Source organism: Burkholderia cepacia (genome assembly GCF_001039005.1).
GTDB lineage: Bacteria > Pseudomonadota > Gammaproteobacteria > Burkholderiales > Burkholderiaceae > Burkholderia > Burkholderia theae.
Map to the genome: position 1 here is coordinate 89047 of NZ_LDWR01000011.1, position 15247 is coordinate 104293.

13 protein-coding genes are annotated in these 15247 nt (G+C 65.6%); 1 reads left to right on the forward strand and 12 read right to left on the reverse strand.

The window, feature by feature from the left end; translation table 11 throughout:
* Window positions 1–60: 60 nt before the first annotated feature.
* From VL15_RS05435 to VL15_RS05475, 9 genes are all read right to left on the reverse strand, one after another.
* A complete protein-coding gene (locus tag VL15_RS05435) occupies window positions 61–786 on the reverse strand; it encodes an amino acid ABC transporter permease (RefSeq protein ID WP_048243777.1) in 726 nt (241 codons plus the stop codon).
* Between the two features lie 2 nt (window positions 787–788).
* Window positions 789–1511: an amino acid ABC transporter permease gene (locus VL15_RS05440; RefSeq protein WP_048243778.1), complete on the reverse strand. Its 723-nt coding sequence runs from the start codon at window positions 1509–1511 to the stop codon at window positions 789–791.
* Window positions 1512–1603: 92 nt separating this feature from the next.
* Window positions 1604–2419 (reverse strand): ABC transporter substrate-binding protein, encoded by an 816-nt coding sequence (locus VL15_RS05445; RefSeq protein WP_048243780.1) that lies wholly within the window; start codon window positions 2417–2419, stop codon window positions 1604–1606.
* 216 nt (window positions 2420–2635) lie between these two features.
* A complete protein-coding gene (locus VL15_RS05450; protein ID WP_048243782.1) occupies window positions 2636–3328 on the reverse strand; it encodes an alpha/beta hydrolase in 693 nt (230 codons plus the stop codon).
* A gap of 277 nt (window positions 3329–3605) precedes the next feature.
* Window positions 3606–5075 carry an agmatine deiminase family protein gene (locus VL15_RS05455; protein WP_230684347.1) on the reverse strand — a complete coding sequence of 490 codons (1470 nt, stop codon included), beginning with the start codon at window positions 5073–5075 and terminating at the stop codon, window positions 3606–3608.
* A gap of 197 nt (window positions 5076–5272) precedes the next feature.
* Window positions 5273–6385 (reverse strand): agmatine deiminase family protein, encoded by a 1113-nt coding sequence (locus VL15_RS05460; protein ID WP_048243785.1) that lies wholly within the window; start codon window positions 6383–6385, stop codon window positions 5273–5275.
* Window positions 6386–6435: 50 nt separating this feature from the next.
* The gene (locus VL15_RS05465) at window positions 6436–7548 is read right to left on the reverse strand and encodes a polyamine ABC transporter substrate-binding protein (protein WP_048243787.1); all 1113 of its coding nucleotides are present in this window, start codon (window positions 7546–7548) and stop codon (window positions 6436–6438) included.
* 10 nt (window positions 7549–7558) lie between these two features.
* Window positions 7559–8473 carry an N-carbamoylputrescine amidase gene (gene aguB, locus VL15_RS05470; protein WP_048243789.1) on the reverse strand — a complete coding sequence of 305 codons (915 nt, stop codon included), beginning with the start codon at window positions 8471–8473 and terminating at the stop codon, window positions 7559–7561.
* A gap of 46 nt (window positions 8474–8519) precedes the next feature.
* Complete coding sequence (locus VL15_RS05475) at window positions 8520–9557, reverse strand: agmatine deiminase family protein (protein ID WP_048243791.1); 1038 nt, start codon at window positions 9555–9557, stop codon at window positions 8520–8522.
* A 101-nt stretch (window positions 9558–9658) separates the two neighbouring features.
* Between VL15_RS05475 and VL15_RS05480 the strand changes: the two genes are divergently transcribed.
* The gene (locus tag VL15_RS05480) at window positions 9659–10588 is read left to right on the forward strand and encodes a LysR family transcriptional regulator (protein WP_048243793.1); all 930 of its coding nucleotides are present in this window, start codon (window positions 9659–9661) and stop codon (window positions 10586–10588) included.
* A gap of 79 nt (window positions 10589–10667) precedes the next feature.
* Here the strand turns inward: VL15_RS05480 and VL15_RS05485 are convergent, their stop codons facing one another.
* From VL15_RS05485 to VL15_RS05495, 3 genes are all read right to left on the reverse strand, one after another.
* Complete coding sequence (locus VL15_RS05485) at window positions 10668–11972, reverse strand: MFS family transporter (RefSeq protein WP_048243795.1); 1305 nt, start codon at window positions 11970–11972, stop codon at window positions 10668–10670.
* Between the two features lie 235 nt (window positions 11973–12207).
* Entirely contained in the window at window positions 12208–13887 is a 1680-nt protein-coding gene (locus tag VL15_RS05490) for a SpoVR family protein (RefSeq protein WP_048243797.1), read from the reverse strand.
* Window positions 13884–15152, reverse strand: a complete 1269-nt coding sequence (locus tag VL15_RS05495; protein WP_048243799.1) for a YeaH/YhbH family protein — start codon at window positions 15150–15152, stop codon at window positions 13884–13886. Before VL15_RS05495 ends, VL15_RS05490 begins: the two co-directional genes overlap by 4 nt.
* Between the last annotated feature and the right edge of the window lie 95 nt (window positions 15153–15247).

Here is a 15247-nt window from a genome sequence, read left to right on the forward strand (position 1 = left end):
TCCCGGATCACGGACGTTTCGTCGCCGGCCGTTCTCCGCGGCCACGGCCGTGATGCATCGTCACCGCGCGGGCTCCGTGCGCTCGGCCGTCGCCTGCTCGACGCGTTCCGCGCGCGGGCCGCGCGACAACAGCCAGCGCGCCGCGCCGTCGAGCGACGTGCACAGCACCAGATAGATCACCGCGACGAACAGGAAGATCGGCGCCGGATACACCATCAGCCGGTTGTTCACCTGCGTCGCGACGAACGACAGTTCCGGCACGCCGACGATATACGCGAGCGACGTGTCCTTCACGAGCGCGACCCACTGGTTCACGAACGACGGCGTCATGATCCGGATCGCCTGCGGCAGCAGCACATGGCGCACCGTCTGCCAGCGCGTGAGCCCGAGCGACAGCCCGGCCTGCCATTGCCCGTCCCCCGCCGCGACGATGCCCGCATGCACCGCATGCGCGAGATACGCGCCGCCGATCAGCGCGAGCGCGCAGACGACCGTCGCGAGCCCCGGCACGTCCATATGCAGCAGCATGGGCATCAGGAAATACGTCCAGAAGATCAGCATCAGCATCGGAATCGCGCGGAAGAAGCCGATGAACGCGAGCAGCAGCACGCGTACGGGGCCGCGCGCGAGCGCCATCGCGACGCCGAGCGCGACACCGAGCACGGCCGACGTTATGGCGGACGCGATCGCGAGCACCAACGACAGCGCGGCGCCGCCGAGCGGGCCTTCCGGGAATGCGCCAACGAGCAGGTACGGCAGGTTGGCGAGCAGCAGCGAGAAGTCCATCGTCAGCGCCCCGCTCCCAGCCTGTCGCGCCATTGCGTGGCCGCGTATGCGCCGGCCTCGATCGCGGCCACCGCCGCGACGTACAGCAAGGTTGCGACGCCGAACGCGGCGAAGGTCTTGAACGTTTCCGTTTCGACCTGCCGCGATGCATACGACAGCTCGGCCACGCCGATCGCCATCGCGAGCGACGAGTTCTTCACGAGATTCATGGTTTGACCGCATAGCGGCGGCAACGCGATGCGCACGGCCTGCGGCAGCACCACATAACGCAGCGACTGCATCGGCGTGAGGCCGAGCGCGGCCGCCGCGTCGTGCTGTGTGCGACGCACGCCGCGCAGGCCGGCTTCGCATTCCTCGGCGACGAACGCGGCCGTGTACGCACTCAGCCCGACCCAGCCCGCGACGAATTCGAACGACGGCCATGCGAGCGTGAACGGGCCCGCACTCACCGCATGGCGCGCGTTCAGCCACGCGATCCACGTGTCGGGCAGCAGCGACGCCACGCCGAAATACCAGAACAGCAACTGCACGAGCAGCGGCGTGTTGCGGAACGCGACGACGTACGCGGACGCCGTCATGCGCAGGGCCGTGCCGCGCGCGTGACGCATGACCGCGAGCAACAGCCCGCCGGCGGTCGCGGCAACGGCCGACGCGGCCGCGAGGCCGAGTGTCAGCAGGAAGCCCTGCCAGAGCCAGGACAGATATTTGGGAGCCAACCCGAGCATGCTTGGGTGCGCGCGCTAAGCGCGATCGGAAGAAAACGGAAAGCGCCGCGACGCCGATGCTCCGGCAGGTCGCGGCGCGCGTGCGGCGTGAATCAGGTCTTGTCGCCGATGCGGAAGATGCGCGTGAGCGGCGTCTTCGTCGTCGGCCCGAACCATGCATCGTAGATCTGCACGGCACGGCCGTTCGCCTCGAGCCCCTTCAGCGTGTCGTTGACGAAACCGAGCAGGCGCGTCTCGCCCTTCGGCACGCCAACGCCCATGTAGTCGTTCGAGATCGTGAACGCCGGGATCTCGTAGTTCTGCTTGTCGGGCACGTTCGCGAGCAGGCCGATCAGCTTCGGGCCGTCCTGCGTGATCGCCTGCACGTTGCCCGCGCGCAGCGCGGCGAACGCGAACGGCGTGTCGTCATAAGCGACGATCGTCGCCTTCGGGAATTTCTCGCGCAGGGTGATCTCGTTCGTCGTGCCCTTGTCCGCGCCGACGCGCAGGCTACTCAACTGGTCGGCCGATTTCAGCACGCCCTTCTTCGCGAGAAACTGCTGGCCCGACGAGAAATACGGAATGCTGAAGTCGACCTGCTTCGCGCGCTCGTCGGTGATCGTGAAGTTCGCGAGCACGAGGTCGACCTTGCCGGACGTCAGGAACGGAATGCGGTTCGCGGGGTTGGTCGGCTGGAGTTGCAGCTTCACGCCGAGCTTGTCGGCAAGCGCCTTCGCATAGTCGACGTCGAGACCGACGATGTGGTTGTTCTTCGCATCGACATAACCGAACGGCGGGTTGCTGTCGAACGTCGCGACGCGCAGCACGCCGGCCTTCTTGATGTCGTCGAGGCGATCCGCATGCGCGACGGTGCCGGCGGTAATGAGCGCGGCCCCGACGAGCCACGTAGCGAGAGTGTGGAATTTCATGAGCACGACCTGTCTTGTTATGAAGGCCGCCGCGGATCGCGCGGCGGCCCGGTTCGAGAAACATCGCGACGAAGTGTGATGTCGCGAAGCCGCTAACGTATCAGCGCGTGCGGCGAATCCGAACCAACAAATGGTGCTTTGCTCAGCGGGTTTCGTGATGAGCCGTGCCGGCCGTGGGCGCGGCATTGCGCTGCGCCCTTCCCACCGATCCTTGCCTTATCCGGCAAGCGACGCGGCCGCCTCGTCGATCAGCGCGGCAACCGCCACCGGTTTCGACGCGAGCGACGCATGGCTCGCATCGAGCGTGATGACCTTGCGCGCATTCATCCGCGCCGACATTCGCTCCTGGTTCTCCGGCGCGATCATCCGGTCCTCGCTCGAGATCTGGTACCACGACGGCTTCGTGCGCCACGAGGGTGTATTGACGGTGTCGGCGAACGTGCTCGCCAGCGGCGCCTTCTGCGTGACGGCCATCACGAGCGCTTCGTCCGACGAAAGGTCCTGGCAGAAGCTTTCGTGGAATTTGTCGGGCTTGAGCCACAGATAACCATCGCTGTCGGGCGCGAGATTCGGCGCGGCCACCGGCAGGTGTTCCTGCGTGATCCCGCCGGGGCTTTCGCCGGCGTCCGGCGCGAACGCGGCGATGAACACGAGGCCCGCGACATTCGGCAGGTTGCCGGCCTCGCTGATCACCGCGCCGCCGTACGAATGGCCGACCAGCAGCACGGGGCCGTCCACCTGACTGACCATCTTGCGCGTGCGTTCTGCATCGTCGGCGAGCGATGTCAGCGGCATCTCGACCGCATGCAGCGACACATGACCCTTGCGCGCAAGTTCGACGATCACTTTTGCCCAATGCGCGGCGCCGCCCCAGAAGCCGTGCACGAGCACGATCGCGGGTTTGCTCATGGTGTTTCTCCTTGACATGGCATGTCATCGAAACGTCACCGGCCCGGCCGATCCGGACCGCCGCGCGGACACGCAGCAACCAGCATAGGCGAGTCGCCGTGCACCACCAACCCCGCCGTGGCCGGCGTGAGATGCAGCGCACCAAAAAAGACGCCCGCTGCAAGCAGCGGGCGCGAATCCCAGTCAAGGAGGTGTCACACGAACTACGGGTTCAGATTAAGGAAATCGCGCGTCACGGACAACGAATCGATTTCCATATCGATATGACACGACACGCTCATGCCGGCACTTCCCGGGTCGAGCAGTGGATGCCGCCGCCCCCCGACGCGATGCCGAGGATGTCGACCTGCACGATCGCGCGGTTCCCTGCATACGGGCGGAGGGCGGCGACCGCGGCGGCGTCGGCCGCCGCGTCGTTGAACTTCGGCATCACGATCGCGCCGTTGCACGTGTAGAAATTGATGTAGCCGGCCGCGAAATGCGACATCTGCCTTTCGCTCAGGTTCGTGCCGGCCGACGTGCCGAAATTGACCGGCGGCACGAGTTCGACGATCTGCAGCGGCCGGCCGTTCGCATCGGTCTGGCCGGCGAGACGTTGCCGGTTCGCATCCGTCAATGCGCGCTCGCCGGTCGAATTCGACGCGTCGTAGCAGCACGCGACCACACCCGGCGCGAGAAACCGTGCATAGAAATCGACGTGGCCGTTCGTGATGTCGCTCTCGCCGGCCGGCGTCGCCGCGCCACCCGCACCGCCCACGCCGGCACCGCGCGGATAGGTCGCCGTTCCCGGCAGCCAGATGATCTTGCGCACGCCGAGCGTGCGCTGCAGCTCGGCGTGCACGGTATCTTTCGCCGACGGCAGCAGTGTCGCGTTGGCGATGACGCCGTTCGGGATGTCGAACAGTTGCGGATTCCGGTTCACGTGCAGCACGGCCGATTCGGTAAGGATCGCCGTCGCATCACCGTCGAATTCGATCGCGCCGCCTTCGAGCGTCAACGTGCTGCGGACGAGGTTCGCGCCCTTCGTTTGCGCCATCCAGCCCGCCACCGTGCTGTCGCGGCCGAACGGCTGGAAGAACTTCCCCGCCTTCGACCGGTTGCTCGCGGCTGCTATCGCCGGCGGGATCGTCGTGCCGGGACTCAGGCCGACGCCGTCGGTGTTCGCGTTGCCCCACCCGTTGAAATTGAAGCCGACCGCATTCAGCGCATTGCCGTTCGCGGTGTCCCTGACGAACACGCAGCCCGTATCGCGCACCCAGAAGTCGTTGAAGCCGTCGGCGAGCGGCACGAGGGTGATCCCGCCCGCGCCCGCCGGACGCGCCGCATAACGCGCATGCAGGTCGGGATTCGCGACGCTTGCAGTCGCGAGCAGCGCGCGGGCCGCGTCGAGATCGGCCGGCAGCACCAGCATGTTGACCGGTTCGGTTGCGCCGATCGCTTTCGCGACGTCCATCAGGTCGGCCCGAACCCGGTCGATGCCGGCATCCGTGCTTTGCGACGTGACAGGCATCCAGATGCCTTCCGTGCCGGACGCGAAAGCCATGTAGGTCGACGCGTGCGGCGCATCTTCGGCCGGCAGCCGGTACACGGCCTGCCGCGTCGACGGCGTCGGCGGCGTCACGCGCGGCGCGGAAGCCGCATCGGACGCGCCGTCGCCGCCGCCGCACGCGGCCAGGCTGCCCAGCAGCGGCATGCCGAGCCACGCGGCCGAACAGCGGATGAATCCGCGCCGGCCGGTATCTGGCATATTCCGCACGTGTTTGTCCACGCTTGCGCGGGTTCCTTTTTTCGTCATGTGTTCACTCCATTGCGCAGCCGGCGCGCATGCGTACGCCGGCTTCCGTCCATCGGGACGGATTCCATATTGTTGATCAGTAGTCCGGAACGACCGGTGAATGTCGGCAGCCGTGCGAACCGGTCACGCAGACCGGCCCGCGGCCGCGCTCAGGCCGGCTGCTGTTGCGTGGTGCAGTGGATGCCGCCGCCGCCCGCCGCGATGCCGTCAATATTCAGCTGAATGACTTCGCGGCCGGGAAACAGGTCGACGAGCGTGTCGCGCGTATTGCGGTCGGCCCGGCTGTCGCCGAACTGCGGCGCGATCACCGCGCGGTTGCACACGTAGAAGTTGATGTAGCCGGCCGCGAACTCCGCGTTCTCGTAAGTGTGCCGGACGGTCTTCGGTCCCGGCAGCACGACGACCTTCAACGGGCGGCCCTTCGCATCGGTGGATTTCCGCAGGATTTCCAGATGCTGCCGCGTCACCGCGTGGTCGTACGAGGACGGGTCCGTGTCGAGCCCGGCCACCACGACACCCGGGCTCGTGAAGCGCGCGTAGAAATCGGTATGCCCGTCGGTGATGTCCTTGCCCGCGATGCCGGGCAACCAGATGATCTTCTTCAGCCCCAGCAGCCGGCTCAGCTCCGCCTCGCACTGTGCCTGGCTGACGCCCGGATTGCGGTTCGGATTGAGCACGCAGCTGCGCGTGATGATCGCCGTCCCCTCGCCGTCCACCTCGATGCCGCCACCTTCCAGCACCAGCCGCGTATCGACCAGCCGTGCACCCGCGCGTTCGGCGACGAACGGCGCGACTTCCGCGTCCTGGTCGTGTTCCTGCTTGTTGCCCCAGCCGTTGAAATTGAAGCTCACGCCGCCGAGCTGGCCCGACGCATTCTTCACGAACACGGGCCCCGTGTCGCGCATCCACAGATCGTCGACCGGATGCTGGACGAGCTCGACCGATGCGCCGCACAGGCGCGATGCGATCGCGTAGTCCTGTTCCCGCACCAGCATCTTGAGTGGCTCGTGCGCGGCGATCGCCTTCGCGACCGCGGCGAGGTTCTCGCGCACCACGGGCAGGAGCCGCGCGCCCCAGATGTCCTCGCTCGGGCCGAACGCCATCCAGGTCGCCGTGTGCGGCGCGCCCTCGTCCGGCATGTGCCAGGCCGCGCCCTGCTGCGCATGCGCGGCGCGGCCGAGCAAGCCGCCCAGCGTGCTGGCGGCCAGCGCCGCGCCCGATACGGACAGGCCGCGTTTCAACAGTTGACGTCTCGTTGTCATGGCATTCCTCTTTCGCTTGCCGGTTGCTTCAATTGTTTCATGGTGTACCGTCACGGTCGCGCCGTCTTGAAACCAAGCCAGGTTCGGCCTTCAAGACGCATCGTGGCCGGCGATTCGGCGGTCGGCGTAAACAGCGTGCGCCGCGTCGACTCGTCCGGATAGATGCCCGGATCGCGCACCAGCGCCGGGTCCATCAGCTTCAGCGCACCCTGGTTCGCATTCGCGTAGCGCGTCGAATTCGAGATCTTCGCAATCACGTCCGGCCGCAGGATGTAGTTGATGAACGCATGCGCGTTGTCCGGATGTTTCGCGGACGCCGGAATGACCATCGCATCGAACCACATCAGGCTGCCGATGCGCGGGATGTCGTACACGATATCGCGCTTCGGATCGCGCGCCTTCGCCTTCTGCGCGGCCAGGTTGATCGCACCGGAGAAGCCGATCGTCACGCACAGCTCGCCGTCGACCAGCTCGTTGGCATCGGACGAACCGACAAACTCGCGGATGAACGGCCGGACCTTCATCAGCATCGCCTGCGCGGCAGCATAGTCCTGCGCGGACGGGTGCATCGGATCGCGGCCGATGTAGCGCAGCGCCAGCGGCAGCACCGTGCTCGCGGAATCCTGCAGGCCCAACCCGCACTGCGCGGAGACACGCGACGCGAGCGCCGGGTTGAACAGCAGGTCGAGACTGTCGGCCGGCATGTCCTTGCCGAGGATCGCGCGCACTTTGGCGCGGTCGTAGCCGACGCCCACGGTGCCCCACATGTACGGCACGCCGTACTGGTTGCCGGGATCGGATTGCGCCATCTGCGTCAGCAGCGACGGATCGAGATACTTCAGGTTCGGCAACCGGCTCTTGTCGAGCTTGCGAAACACGCCGGCCTGAATCTGCTTGGCCATGAAGTCGTTGGTCGGCCATACGAGGTCGTAGCCACTGTTGCCGGTCAGCAGTTTCGATTGCAGCGTCTCGTCGCTGTCGTATGCGTCGTAGCGAACCTTGATGCCGGTTTCCTTCTCGAACGCGGACACGGTATCCGGCGCGAAGTAATTGCTCCAGTTGTACAGGTTCAGCACCTTCTCTTCGTCGGCCCGGGCCGTTCCGGCCAGCACGCACAGCGCGAGGCCCGGCACCGCGAAGCGCAGCCATCCTTTCCGTTTCATCGGCCACTCCTCATCGATAACAGGACGACACGCCGTCGCTGGTGAGCAAGGTGCGATACATCTCCGGGCGGCGATCGCGGAAGAAGCCCCACGATTGCCGGTCGGCGCGAATCGCGTCGAGGTCGAACGTGTGCACGAGCACGGCTTCGTCGGTACGGTTCGCCTCGGCCCGCTTCTCGCCCGTGTGATCCGCGATGAAGCTCGACCCGTAGAACACGCCCGTCAGCCCCTGCTGCTGCGGATTGCCGTTGCCGAAACCCGCTTCGCGGCCGATCCGGTTGGCCGCCACCACCGGTACCATGTTGGCCGCCGCGTGGCCCTGCATCGTGCGCTGCCAGTGGCTGGCCGAATCGAACTCGCTGCTGAACGGCTCCGAGCCGATGATGGTCGGAAAGCACAGGATCTCGGCGCCCATCAGCGCAAGGCAACGCGCCGTCTCCGGGTACCACTGGTCCCAGCAGATGCCGATGCCGATCCGGCCGAAGCGCGTGTCCCACACCTTGAATCCGGTGTCGCCGGGCGTGAAATAGAACTTCTCCGTATAGCCCGGCCCATCCGGGATATGCGTCTTGCGGTAGACGCCAAGCACGCGTCCGTCGGCATCCGCCACGGCGATCGAGTTGTACGCCGCATTGCCCGCACGCTCGAAGAAGCCGATCGGCAGCACGATGCCGAGCTCGCCGGCCAGCGCCGCGAAACGGGCGATCTGCGCGTTGCCTTCGAACGGCTGCGCGAGTTCGAGATGACGCACGTTCTGATCGACGCAGAAGTACGGCATCGCGAACAACTCCGGGCACAGCACGAGATTCGCGCCCTGCGCGGCGGCCTCGCGAATCAGGCGCTCCGCGGTGGCCATGTTGTCTTCGAGATTCCAGCTGCCCGACGCCATCTGGACGGCGGCGACGGTGATGTGTTTGGACGGCATTGCGATTGCTCCTCGGTGGGACCGGAAACCGCGGGTGGGACGTCGCTCAGCGCGCGACGGACGGCTGCTGCTGCGTCGAACAGTGGATGCTGCCGCCGCCGATCGACAGCGTCGGAATCGGCAACATCACCACGTTACGCTCCGGGAACGCGCGACTGAAGACCTCGCGCGCGGCCTGATCCTGCTCGACGCCGAACGCGGTCACGATCACCGCGCCGTTCACCAGAATGTAGTTCGCATAGCAGTCGCAGTAGCGCTCGGAGCCGAAGCGTTCGCTGACGATCGGCGACGGCAGGTCGATCAGCTCGAAACGGCGCCCGGCCGCGTCGGTCGCGAGTTCCAGCGCGCGGCGGTTTTCACGCATCACGCGGAAATAGTCGCCCTGCTCCGGTAGCGCGGCCTGGCACAGCATCCGGCCGGGCGCGATGAACGACGCGATGCCGTCCACGTGCCCGTTCGTCTCCACTTCGTCGGGATTGCCCGGCAGCCAGACGATCTTCTCGACACCGAGCATGCGCCGGAGCTCCGCCTCGATCTCCGCGCGGCTCAGGTGCGGATTGCGGTTGGGATGCAGCAGACAGCTCTCGGTGGTGACCAGCGTGCCCTGCCCGTCGACGTAAAACGAGCCGCCCTCCAGCACCATGTGCGAATTGAAGATCTCCGCACCGGCCGCGCGCGCGATGTCCTGCCCGGCCTGCTGGCAGCCGTCGTACGGCTGGTACTTCTCGCCCCAGCAGTTGAAGCGGAACACGGCCGCGCCGAGCTCGCGCCGTTCGCTGACAAGGAAGATCGGCCCGCAATCGCGCAGCCAGTTGTCCTCGGCCGCGACCGGCAACACATCGACACTCGCGCCCACCAGCTCGCGCGCGGCGTCGGCCTGGCTTTGGTGGACGGCCACCACGCAGCGCTGATAGCGGGCGATCGTCCGCGCGACCAGCGCGAACTCGCGGCAAACCTGCGCGTAATGCACGCCCCACAGGTCCTCGCGACCTTCGAGAACCGGCCATCCGAGCCACGTGGCATCCATGGATTCCCATTCGGCGGGCATCCGGTAACCGCGCTGGCGAGCATCAAAGCGACCCATCGATCAGCCTCCGTTGTGATTGATGGCCGATTGTGCGACAGGTTAAACTTGATGAATATTGATATTTTTTGGCAGAATTAATCAATCTACCTCATACCTCAATGCAACGCGTTCCGTCCCTGAAACTGCTGACCGGCTTCGAAGCCGCGGCCCGGCTGGGCAATTTCTCGCGCGCGGCCGACGAGCTGCACCTGTCGCAATCGGCGATCAGCCATCAGATCCAGCAGCTCGAAGCGCAACTCGGGCAGCCGCTGTTCCGCCGGCGCGGCCGCGGTGTCGAACTGACCATCGCCGGCGAGGTCCTGCAGCGCAGCGTGCAGCGCGCGATGGACACGTTGCGCGGCGGGCTCGACCGCATCGCGACCTATCTGAACCCGGGCCTGGTCGTGCTGGTGTGTCCGGCGCCGTTGCTGCACGGCTGGCTGCAGCCGCGCCTCGAGCAGCTACAGGAGATCCTGCCGGACCTGTGCCCGCTGCTGTCGACCGACGAGACGGCACGCTATGTCGACGAGATCGACGTCGACATGACGATCGGCACGCGGCCGATGCTGCAGCCGGGCCTGCTGGATATCCCGTTCATGCGCGACGAATGGGTGACGGTGTGCGCGACGCCGCTCGCCGAGCAACTCGAACGCGTGCCGCGCGGCGAGCACCCTCGGCATGCGGGGCTCATCTGCCTCGAAGCGAGCCTGACCGACGAGCGTCTGGCGACGGTGTTTCGCGAGCAGTTGTCGGATTTCCGGATGCACGCGATCTACGACGATCAGCGGCTCGTGCTGGATGCCGTGCTGCGCGGCCGCGGCCTCGCGTGCCTGCCGCGCCTCGTCGCGCAGGCCGGCATCGACCAGCGCGCGCTGACCGTGCTCGCCGACTACCCGCGCCTGCCCGGCACCACGTGGTGGCTGTCGCGCATCGACGGCCCGTCGCGTTCGCCGATCGTCGAGCGGATGTTCGAATGGCTGGTCGAGCAAGGCCGGCAATCGGGCGCACCCGATCCGGCATCCACCGCCATGCCGCTGCCGCCCGCGTAATCGCACGCCGCAAAAAAAAAACGTCCCACCGGATGGCGGGACGTTCGTCACGATGCGAATGCGCGCGCGGCGCAATCGATCACGGTTCGTGGCGCAGATACCCTTCCTTGCTCGGATCGCGCATCCGCCACGACACGATCAGCGAGATCGCGCACAGCACCGTCACGTACCAGTAGAAGGTTTCCTCGCTTCCGACCGACTTGAACCACAGCGCGACGTACTCGGCCGAGCCGCCGAAGATCGCGTTCGCGACCGCGTACGACAGGCCGACACCCATCGCGCGCACTTCCGGCGGGAACATCTCGGCCTTGATGAGGCCGCTGATCGACGTGTAGAAGCTGACGATCGCCAGCGCGACCGTGATCAGCACGAACGCGGCCACGGGGCTCGTCACGTCCTTCAGCGCATGCATCAGCGGCACCGTGCCGATCACCGCGAACGAGCCGAACAGGATCATCGACGTGCGGCGGCCGATCCTGTCGGACAGCGCGCCGAACACCGGCTGCATCAGCATGTAGACGAGCAGCGCGACGGTCATCACGTTGCTGGCCGTTTTCGCATGCATGCCGGCCGTGTTCACGAGGTACTTCTGCATGTACGTGGTGAACGTGTAGAAGATCAGCGAGCCGCCGGCCGTGAAGCCGACCACCGTGAAGAACGCGCCCTTGTGCTGCCACACGCCGCGGATCGTGCCAGCGTCCTTCTTGTCGCGCGACGCGCTCGTCGACGTCTCGTCGAGCGATTTCCGCAGGTACAGCGAAATCAGCGCGGCGGCCGCACCGACGACGAACGGAACGCGCCAGCCCCACGCCTTCAGTTCGTCGGCCGACAACGTCTGCTGCAGGATCACGAGCACGAGCAGCGCGCACAGCTGGCCGCCGATCAGCGTCACGTACTGGAACGACGCGAAGAAGCCGCGCCGGCCCTTCAGCGCGACCTCGCTCATGTAGGTCGCGCTCGTGCCGTATTCGCCGCCCACCGACAGGCCCTGGAACAGGCGTGCGACCAGCAGCAGCGCCGGTGCGAGCGCGCCGATCTGCGCATAGGTCGGCAGCACCGCGATCACGAGCGAACCGCCGCACATCATCAGCACCGAGATCATCATCGCCGCGCGACGGCCGTGGCGGTCGGCGATGCGGCCGAACAGCCAGCCGCCGATCGGACGCATCAGGAAGCCGGCCGCGAACACGCCGGCCGTGTTCAGCAGCTGCGTCGTGGTGTTGCCGCTCGGGAAGAACGCCGGCGCGAAGTACAGCGCGCAGAACGAGTAGATGTAGAAGTCGAACCACTCGACGAGGTTGCCCGATGAGGCGCCGACGATGGCGAACACGCGCCGCCGGGTGTCATGCGCAGACAGCGCAGCTTGGTCGGTCTGGACGTCCATGGGTTGGTCTGTTCCTTTTAGTACTTTCTGGGCGAGACGGCTCGGGGCCGCCGCGTACGGTCACACGTGGCACCGGTTCCGGCGCACGGCGCTACGGGATTTTAGCGAAATGTAAAGTAACAGGCTTTCCGGGTTCGTCCGGATGTAGAAGAATATTCTCCCGCCGCGCGTTCGTCATATGAAAACGCCAGCCCGCAGGCTGGCGTCCGATGCAAACATGCGCGAAGCCCGGCGCTCAAACGCGGATCTCCGGCGGCACGTAGCGGCACTCGTAGCGCTTGCGCACGGTGCCGGCCTCGTCGACGCTTTCCAGGTACACGTCGAACTGCCAGAGCCGCGCCATGTGCTTGAGCACCTCGTCGCTGTCGTTCGACAGATGGCGGTTGTCGGTCATGAAATGGCGCAGCGTGAGGCTGCGGTCGCCGCGCGTATTCACTGCCCACACCTGGATGTTCGGCTCGCGGTGATGGATGTCGTACTGCCGCGACAACGCCTGGCGCACGTACTGGTAACCGGAATCGTCGTGGATCGCCGACACCTCGAGCGAATCGCGCATGTCGTCGTCGAGCACCGAGAAGAGCCGCATCTCGCGGATCAGGTTCGGCGACAGGTACTGCGCGATGAAGCTCTCGTCCTTGAAGTTGCGCATCGCGTAGTGCATCGCCGGCAGCCACGGGGTGCCCGCGATCTCCGGAAACCACTTGTAGTCCTCTTCCGTCGGCGCCTCGCAGATCCGCCGGATGTCGCTCATCATCGAAAAGCCGAGCGCATACGGGTTGATCCCGCTGTAGTACGGCTTCGTGACGGGCGGCTGGTAGACCACATTGCTGTGCGAATGCAGGAACTCCATCATGAAGCCGTCTTCCAGCTTGCCCTGGTTATACAGCGTGTTCAGCAGCGTGTAGTGCCAGAACGTCGCCCAGCCTTCGTTCATCACCTGCGTCTGCCGCTGCGGGTAGAAATACTGGCCGATCTTGCGCACGATGCGGATCACTTCCCGCTCCCACGGTTCGAGCAGCGGCGCGTTCTTCTCCGCGAAATACAGCAGGTTCTCCTGCGGCTCGGGCGGATAGCGGCCTTCCTGCTCCTCCATCAGCTCGGGCTTCTTGCCGGGCAGCGTGCGCCACAGTTCATTCACCTGCGACTGCAGGTATGCCTCGCGCTCGCGCCGCAGCGCCGCTTCCTTCGACAGCGACGGCTTCTGCGGCCGCTTGTAGCGGTCGACGCCGTAGTTCATCAGCGCATGGCACGAATCGAGCAGTTCCTCGACGCGATCGAGGCCGTAGCGCTCCTCGCATTCCGCGACGTAGTTCTTCGCGTACACGAGATAGTCGATGATCGCGTGCGCGTCGGTCCACAGCCGGAACAGGTAGTTGCCCTTGAAGAACGAATTGTGCCCGTACGCCGCGTGCGCGATGACGAGCGCCTGCATCGTCATCGTGTTCTCTTCCATCAGATACGCGATGCAAGGGTTCGAATTGATGACGATTTCGTACGCGAGGCCCATCTGGCCGCGGCGGTAGCTCTTCTCGGTCGCGAGGAAGTGCTTGCCGAACGACCAGTGACGGTAGTTGACGGGCATCCCGACCGACGCATACGCGTCCATCATCTGTTCGGCGCTGATCAGTTCGAGCTGGATCGGATAGATGTCGAGCTCGTACTGTTCCGCGACCTGCGAGATGTGCGTGTCGTATTCCTCGAGCAGTTCGAACGTCCAGTCGGACGGGCACGGCAACGGCTTGCGTTCGGCAACGTTCATACGCGCTTCCTTTTGCCCGACACCGGGCAAGTCGGCGGCCGGCGGCGGCGGTTCGGCCTGCGCGCGTTGCTGCGCCGCGGCAGGGCCGGCCGTGTCGTCGCCGGAGGGGCGCGGCTCGTAGCCGCGCGACTCGTTGTGCAGATGGCGGGTCGTCATGACATTTCCACCTGCTTTTCGAACAATTCGCGAAACACCGGGTAAATGTCGGCAGCCGATTCCGCTTTTTTCATCGCGAGATGCGGCTGCGACAATGCCAGCTGCGCGTATTCCAGCCACAGGTTCTGCTCTTCCGGCGCGACCTGGATATACGCGAAGTAACGCGTCTTCGTGAGGATATCCTCTTCCAGGATTTTGCGACACTTGGGCGAATCGTCGGTCCAGTTGTCGCCGTCGGACGCCTGCGCGCCGTAGATGTTCCACTCGGTCGGCGAGTAGCGTTCGTTCATCACCTTGCGCATCAGCTCGAGCGCGCTCGACACGACCGTGCCGCCGCTCTCGGTCGAATGGAAGAAGGTATCTTCGTCGACTTCCTCGGCGCGCGTATGGTGGCGGATGAACACGACCTCGATGCGCTCGTAGTTGCGCTTGAGGAACAGGTACAGCAGGATGAAGAAGCGCTTCGAGAGATCCTTGCGTTGCTCGTCCATCGAGCCCGACACGTCCATCAGGCAGAACATCACGGCCTGACTCGACGGCTGCGGCTGCTTCACACGGTTGATGTAGCGCAGGTCGAACGGATCGATGAACGGAATCCGCCAGATGCGTCCCTTCAGGTGATGGATCTCGGCCTCGAGCGTCGCGATTTCCGCGCGGCGGTCTTCCGGATCGCTCTTCATCAATTCGAGTTGCGCTTCGAGTTCGCGCAGCTCGTTGACGAGCGGCGAGCCGAGCGCGATGCGCCGGCCGAGCGCGCTGCGCAGCGATCGCACGACGTCGATGTTGTTCGGCGTGCCTTCCGCCGACCAGCCCGCTCGCACGTTCTTCCAGCTCGGCACCGTCAGCAGGTGCGTCTTCACGAGGCGCGGCAGTTCGAGATCGTCGAAGAAGTACTGCATGAACTCGTCGCGCGACAGCTCGAACACGAAGTCGTCCTGCCCTTCGCCTTCATTGCTCGCCTGACTGCCGCCGCCGCCCGAGCCGCCCTGCGGGCGCGGAATCTTGTCGCCTCGCACGTAATCCTCGTTGCCGGGGTGCACGTACTCACGACGCCCGCCCGGCCCGTGCCGGAAATTCGGCTCCGCGATGTCCTTGCGAGGGATCGTGATGCTCTGCGTGTTCTGGATATCCTTGATGCTACGGTCGCGCACCGCGTCGGACACGGCACGACGAATGTAGTTCTTGACGCGACGCAGAAAGCGTTCGCGATTGGCGATACTCTTGTTCTTGCCGGCCAGCCTGCGGTCGATGATTTGATGAAGCACTGCCGGTCTCCCGCTCGAAAGTCGAAATGCCGGGACGCTCGCCGCACATGCCGTCTCCCGTCATGCGGGCGGCGCCTCTGAAAGCGCCCGTACGG

Bases quoted from the DNA above. Each gene is read 5' to 3' on its own strand.
- VL15_RS05440 (WP_048243778.1), bottom strand. From the start codon at position 1,511: ATGCTCGGGTTGGCTCCCAAATATCTGTCCTGGCTCTGGCAGGGCTTC.
- VL15_RS05460 (WP_048243785.1), bottom strand. From the start codon at position 6,385: ATGACAACGAGACGTCAACTGTTGAAACGCGGCCTGTCCGTATCGGGC.
- VL15_RS05465 (WP_048243787.1), bottom strand. From the start codon at position 7,548: ATGAAACGGAAAGGATGGCTGCGCTTCGCGGTGCCGGGCCTCGCGCTG.
- VL15_RS05480 (WP_048243793.1), top strand. From the start codon at position 9,659: ATGCAACGCGTTCCGTCCCTGAAACTGCTGACCGGCTTCGAAGCCGCG.
- VL15_RS05475 (WP_048243791.1), bottom strand. From the start codon at position 9,557: ATGGGTCGCTTTGATGCTCGCCAGCGCGGTTACCGGATGCCCGCCGAA.
- VL15_RS05485 (WP_048243795.1), bottom strand. From the start codon at position 11,972: ATGGACGTCCAGACCGACCAAGCTGCGCTGTCTGCGCATGACACCCGG.
- aguB (WP_048243789.1), bottom strand. From the start codon at position 8,473: ATGCCGTCCAAACACATCACCGTCGCCGCCGTCCAGATGGCGTCGGGC.
- VL15_RS05450 (WP_048243782.1), bottom strand. From the start codon at position 3,328: ATGAGCAAACCCGCGATCGTGCTCGTGCACGGCTTCTGGGGCGGCGCC.
- VL15_RS05490 (WP_048243797.1), bottom strand. From the start codon at position 13,887: ATGACGACCCGCCATCTGCACAACGAGTCGCGCGGCTACGAGCCGCGC.
- VL15_RS05435 (WP_048243777.1), bottom strand. From the start codon at position 786: ATGGACTTCTCGCTGCTGCTCGCCAACCTGCCGTACCTGCTCGTTGGC.
- VL15_RS05445 (WP_048243780.1), bottom strand. From the start codon at position 2,419: ATGAAATTCCACACTCTCGCTACGTGGCTCGTCGGGGCCGCGCTCATT.
- VL15_RS05455 (WP_230684347.1), bottom strand. From the start codon at position 5,075: ATGCCAGATACCGGCCGGCGCGGATTCATCCGCTGTTCGGCCGCGTGG.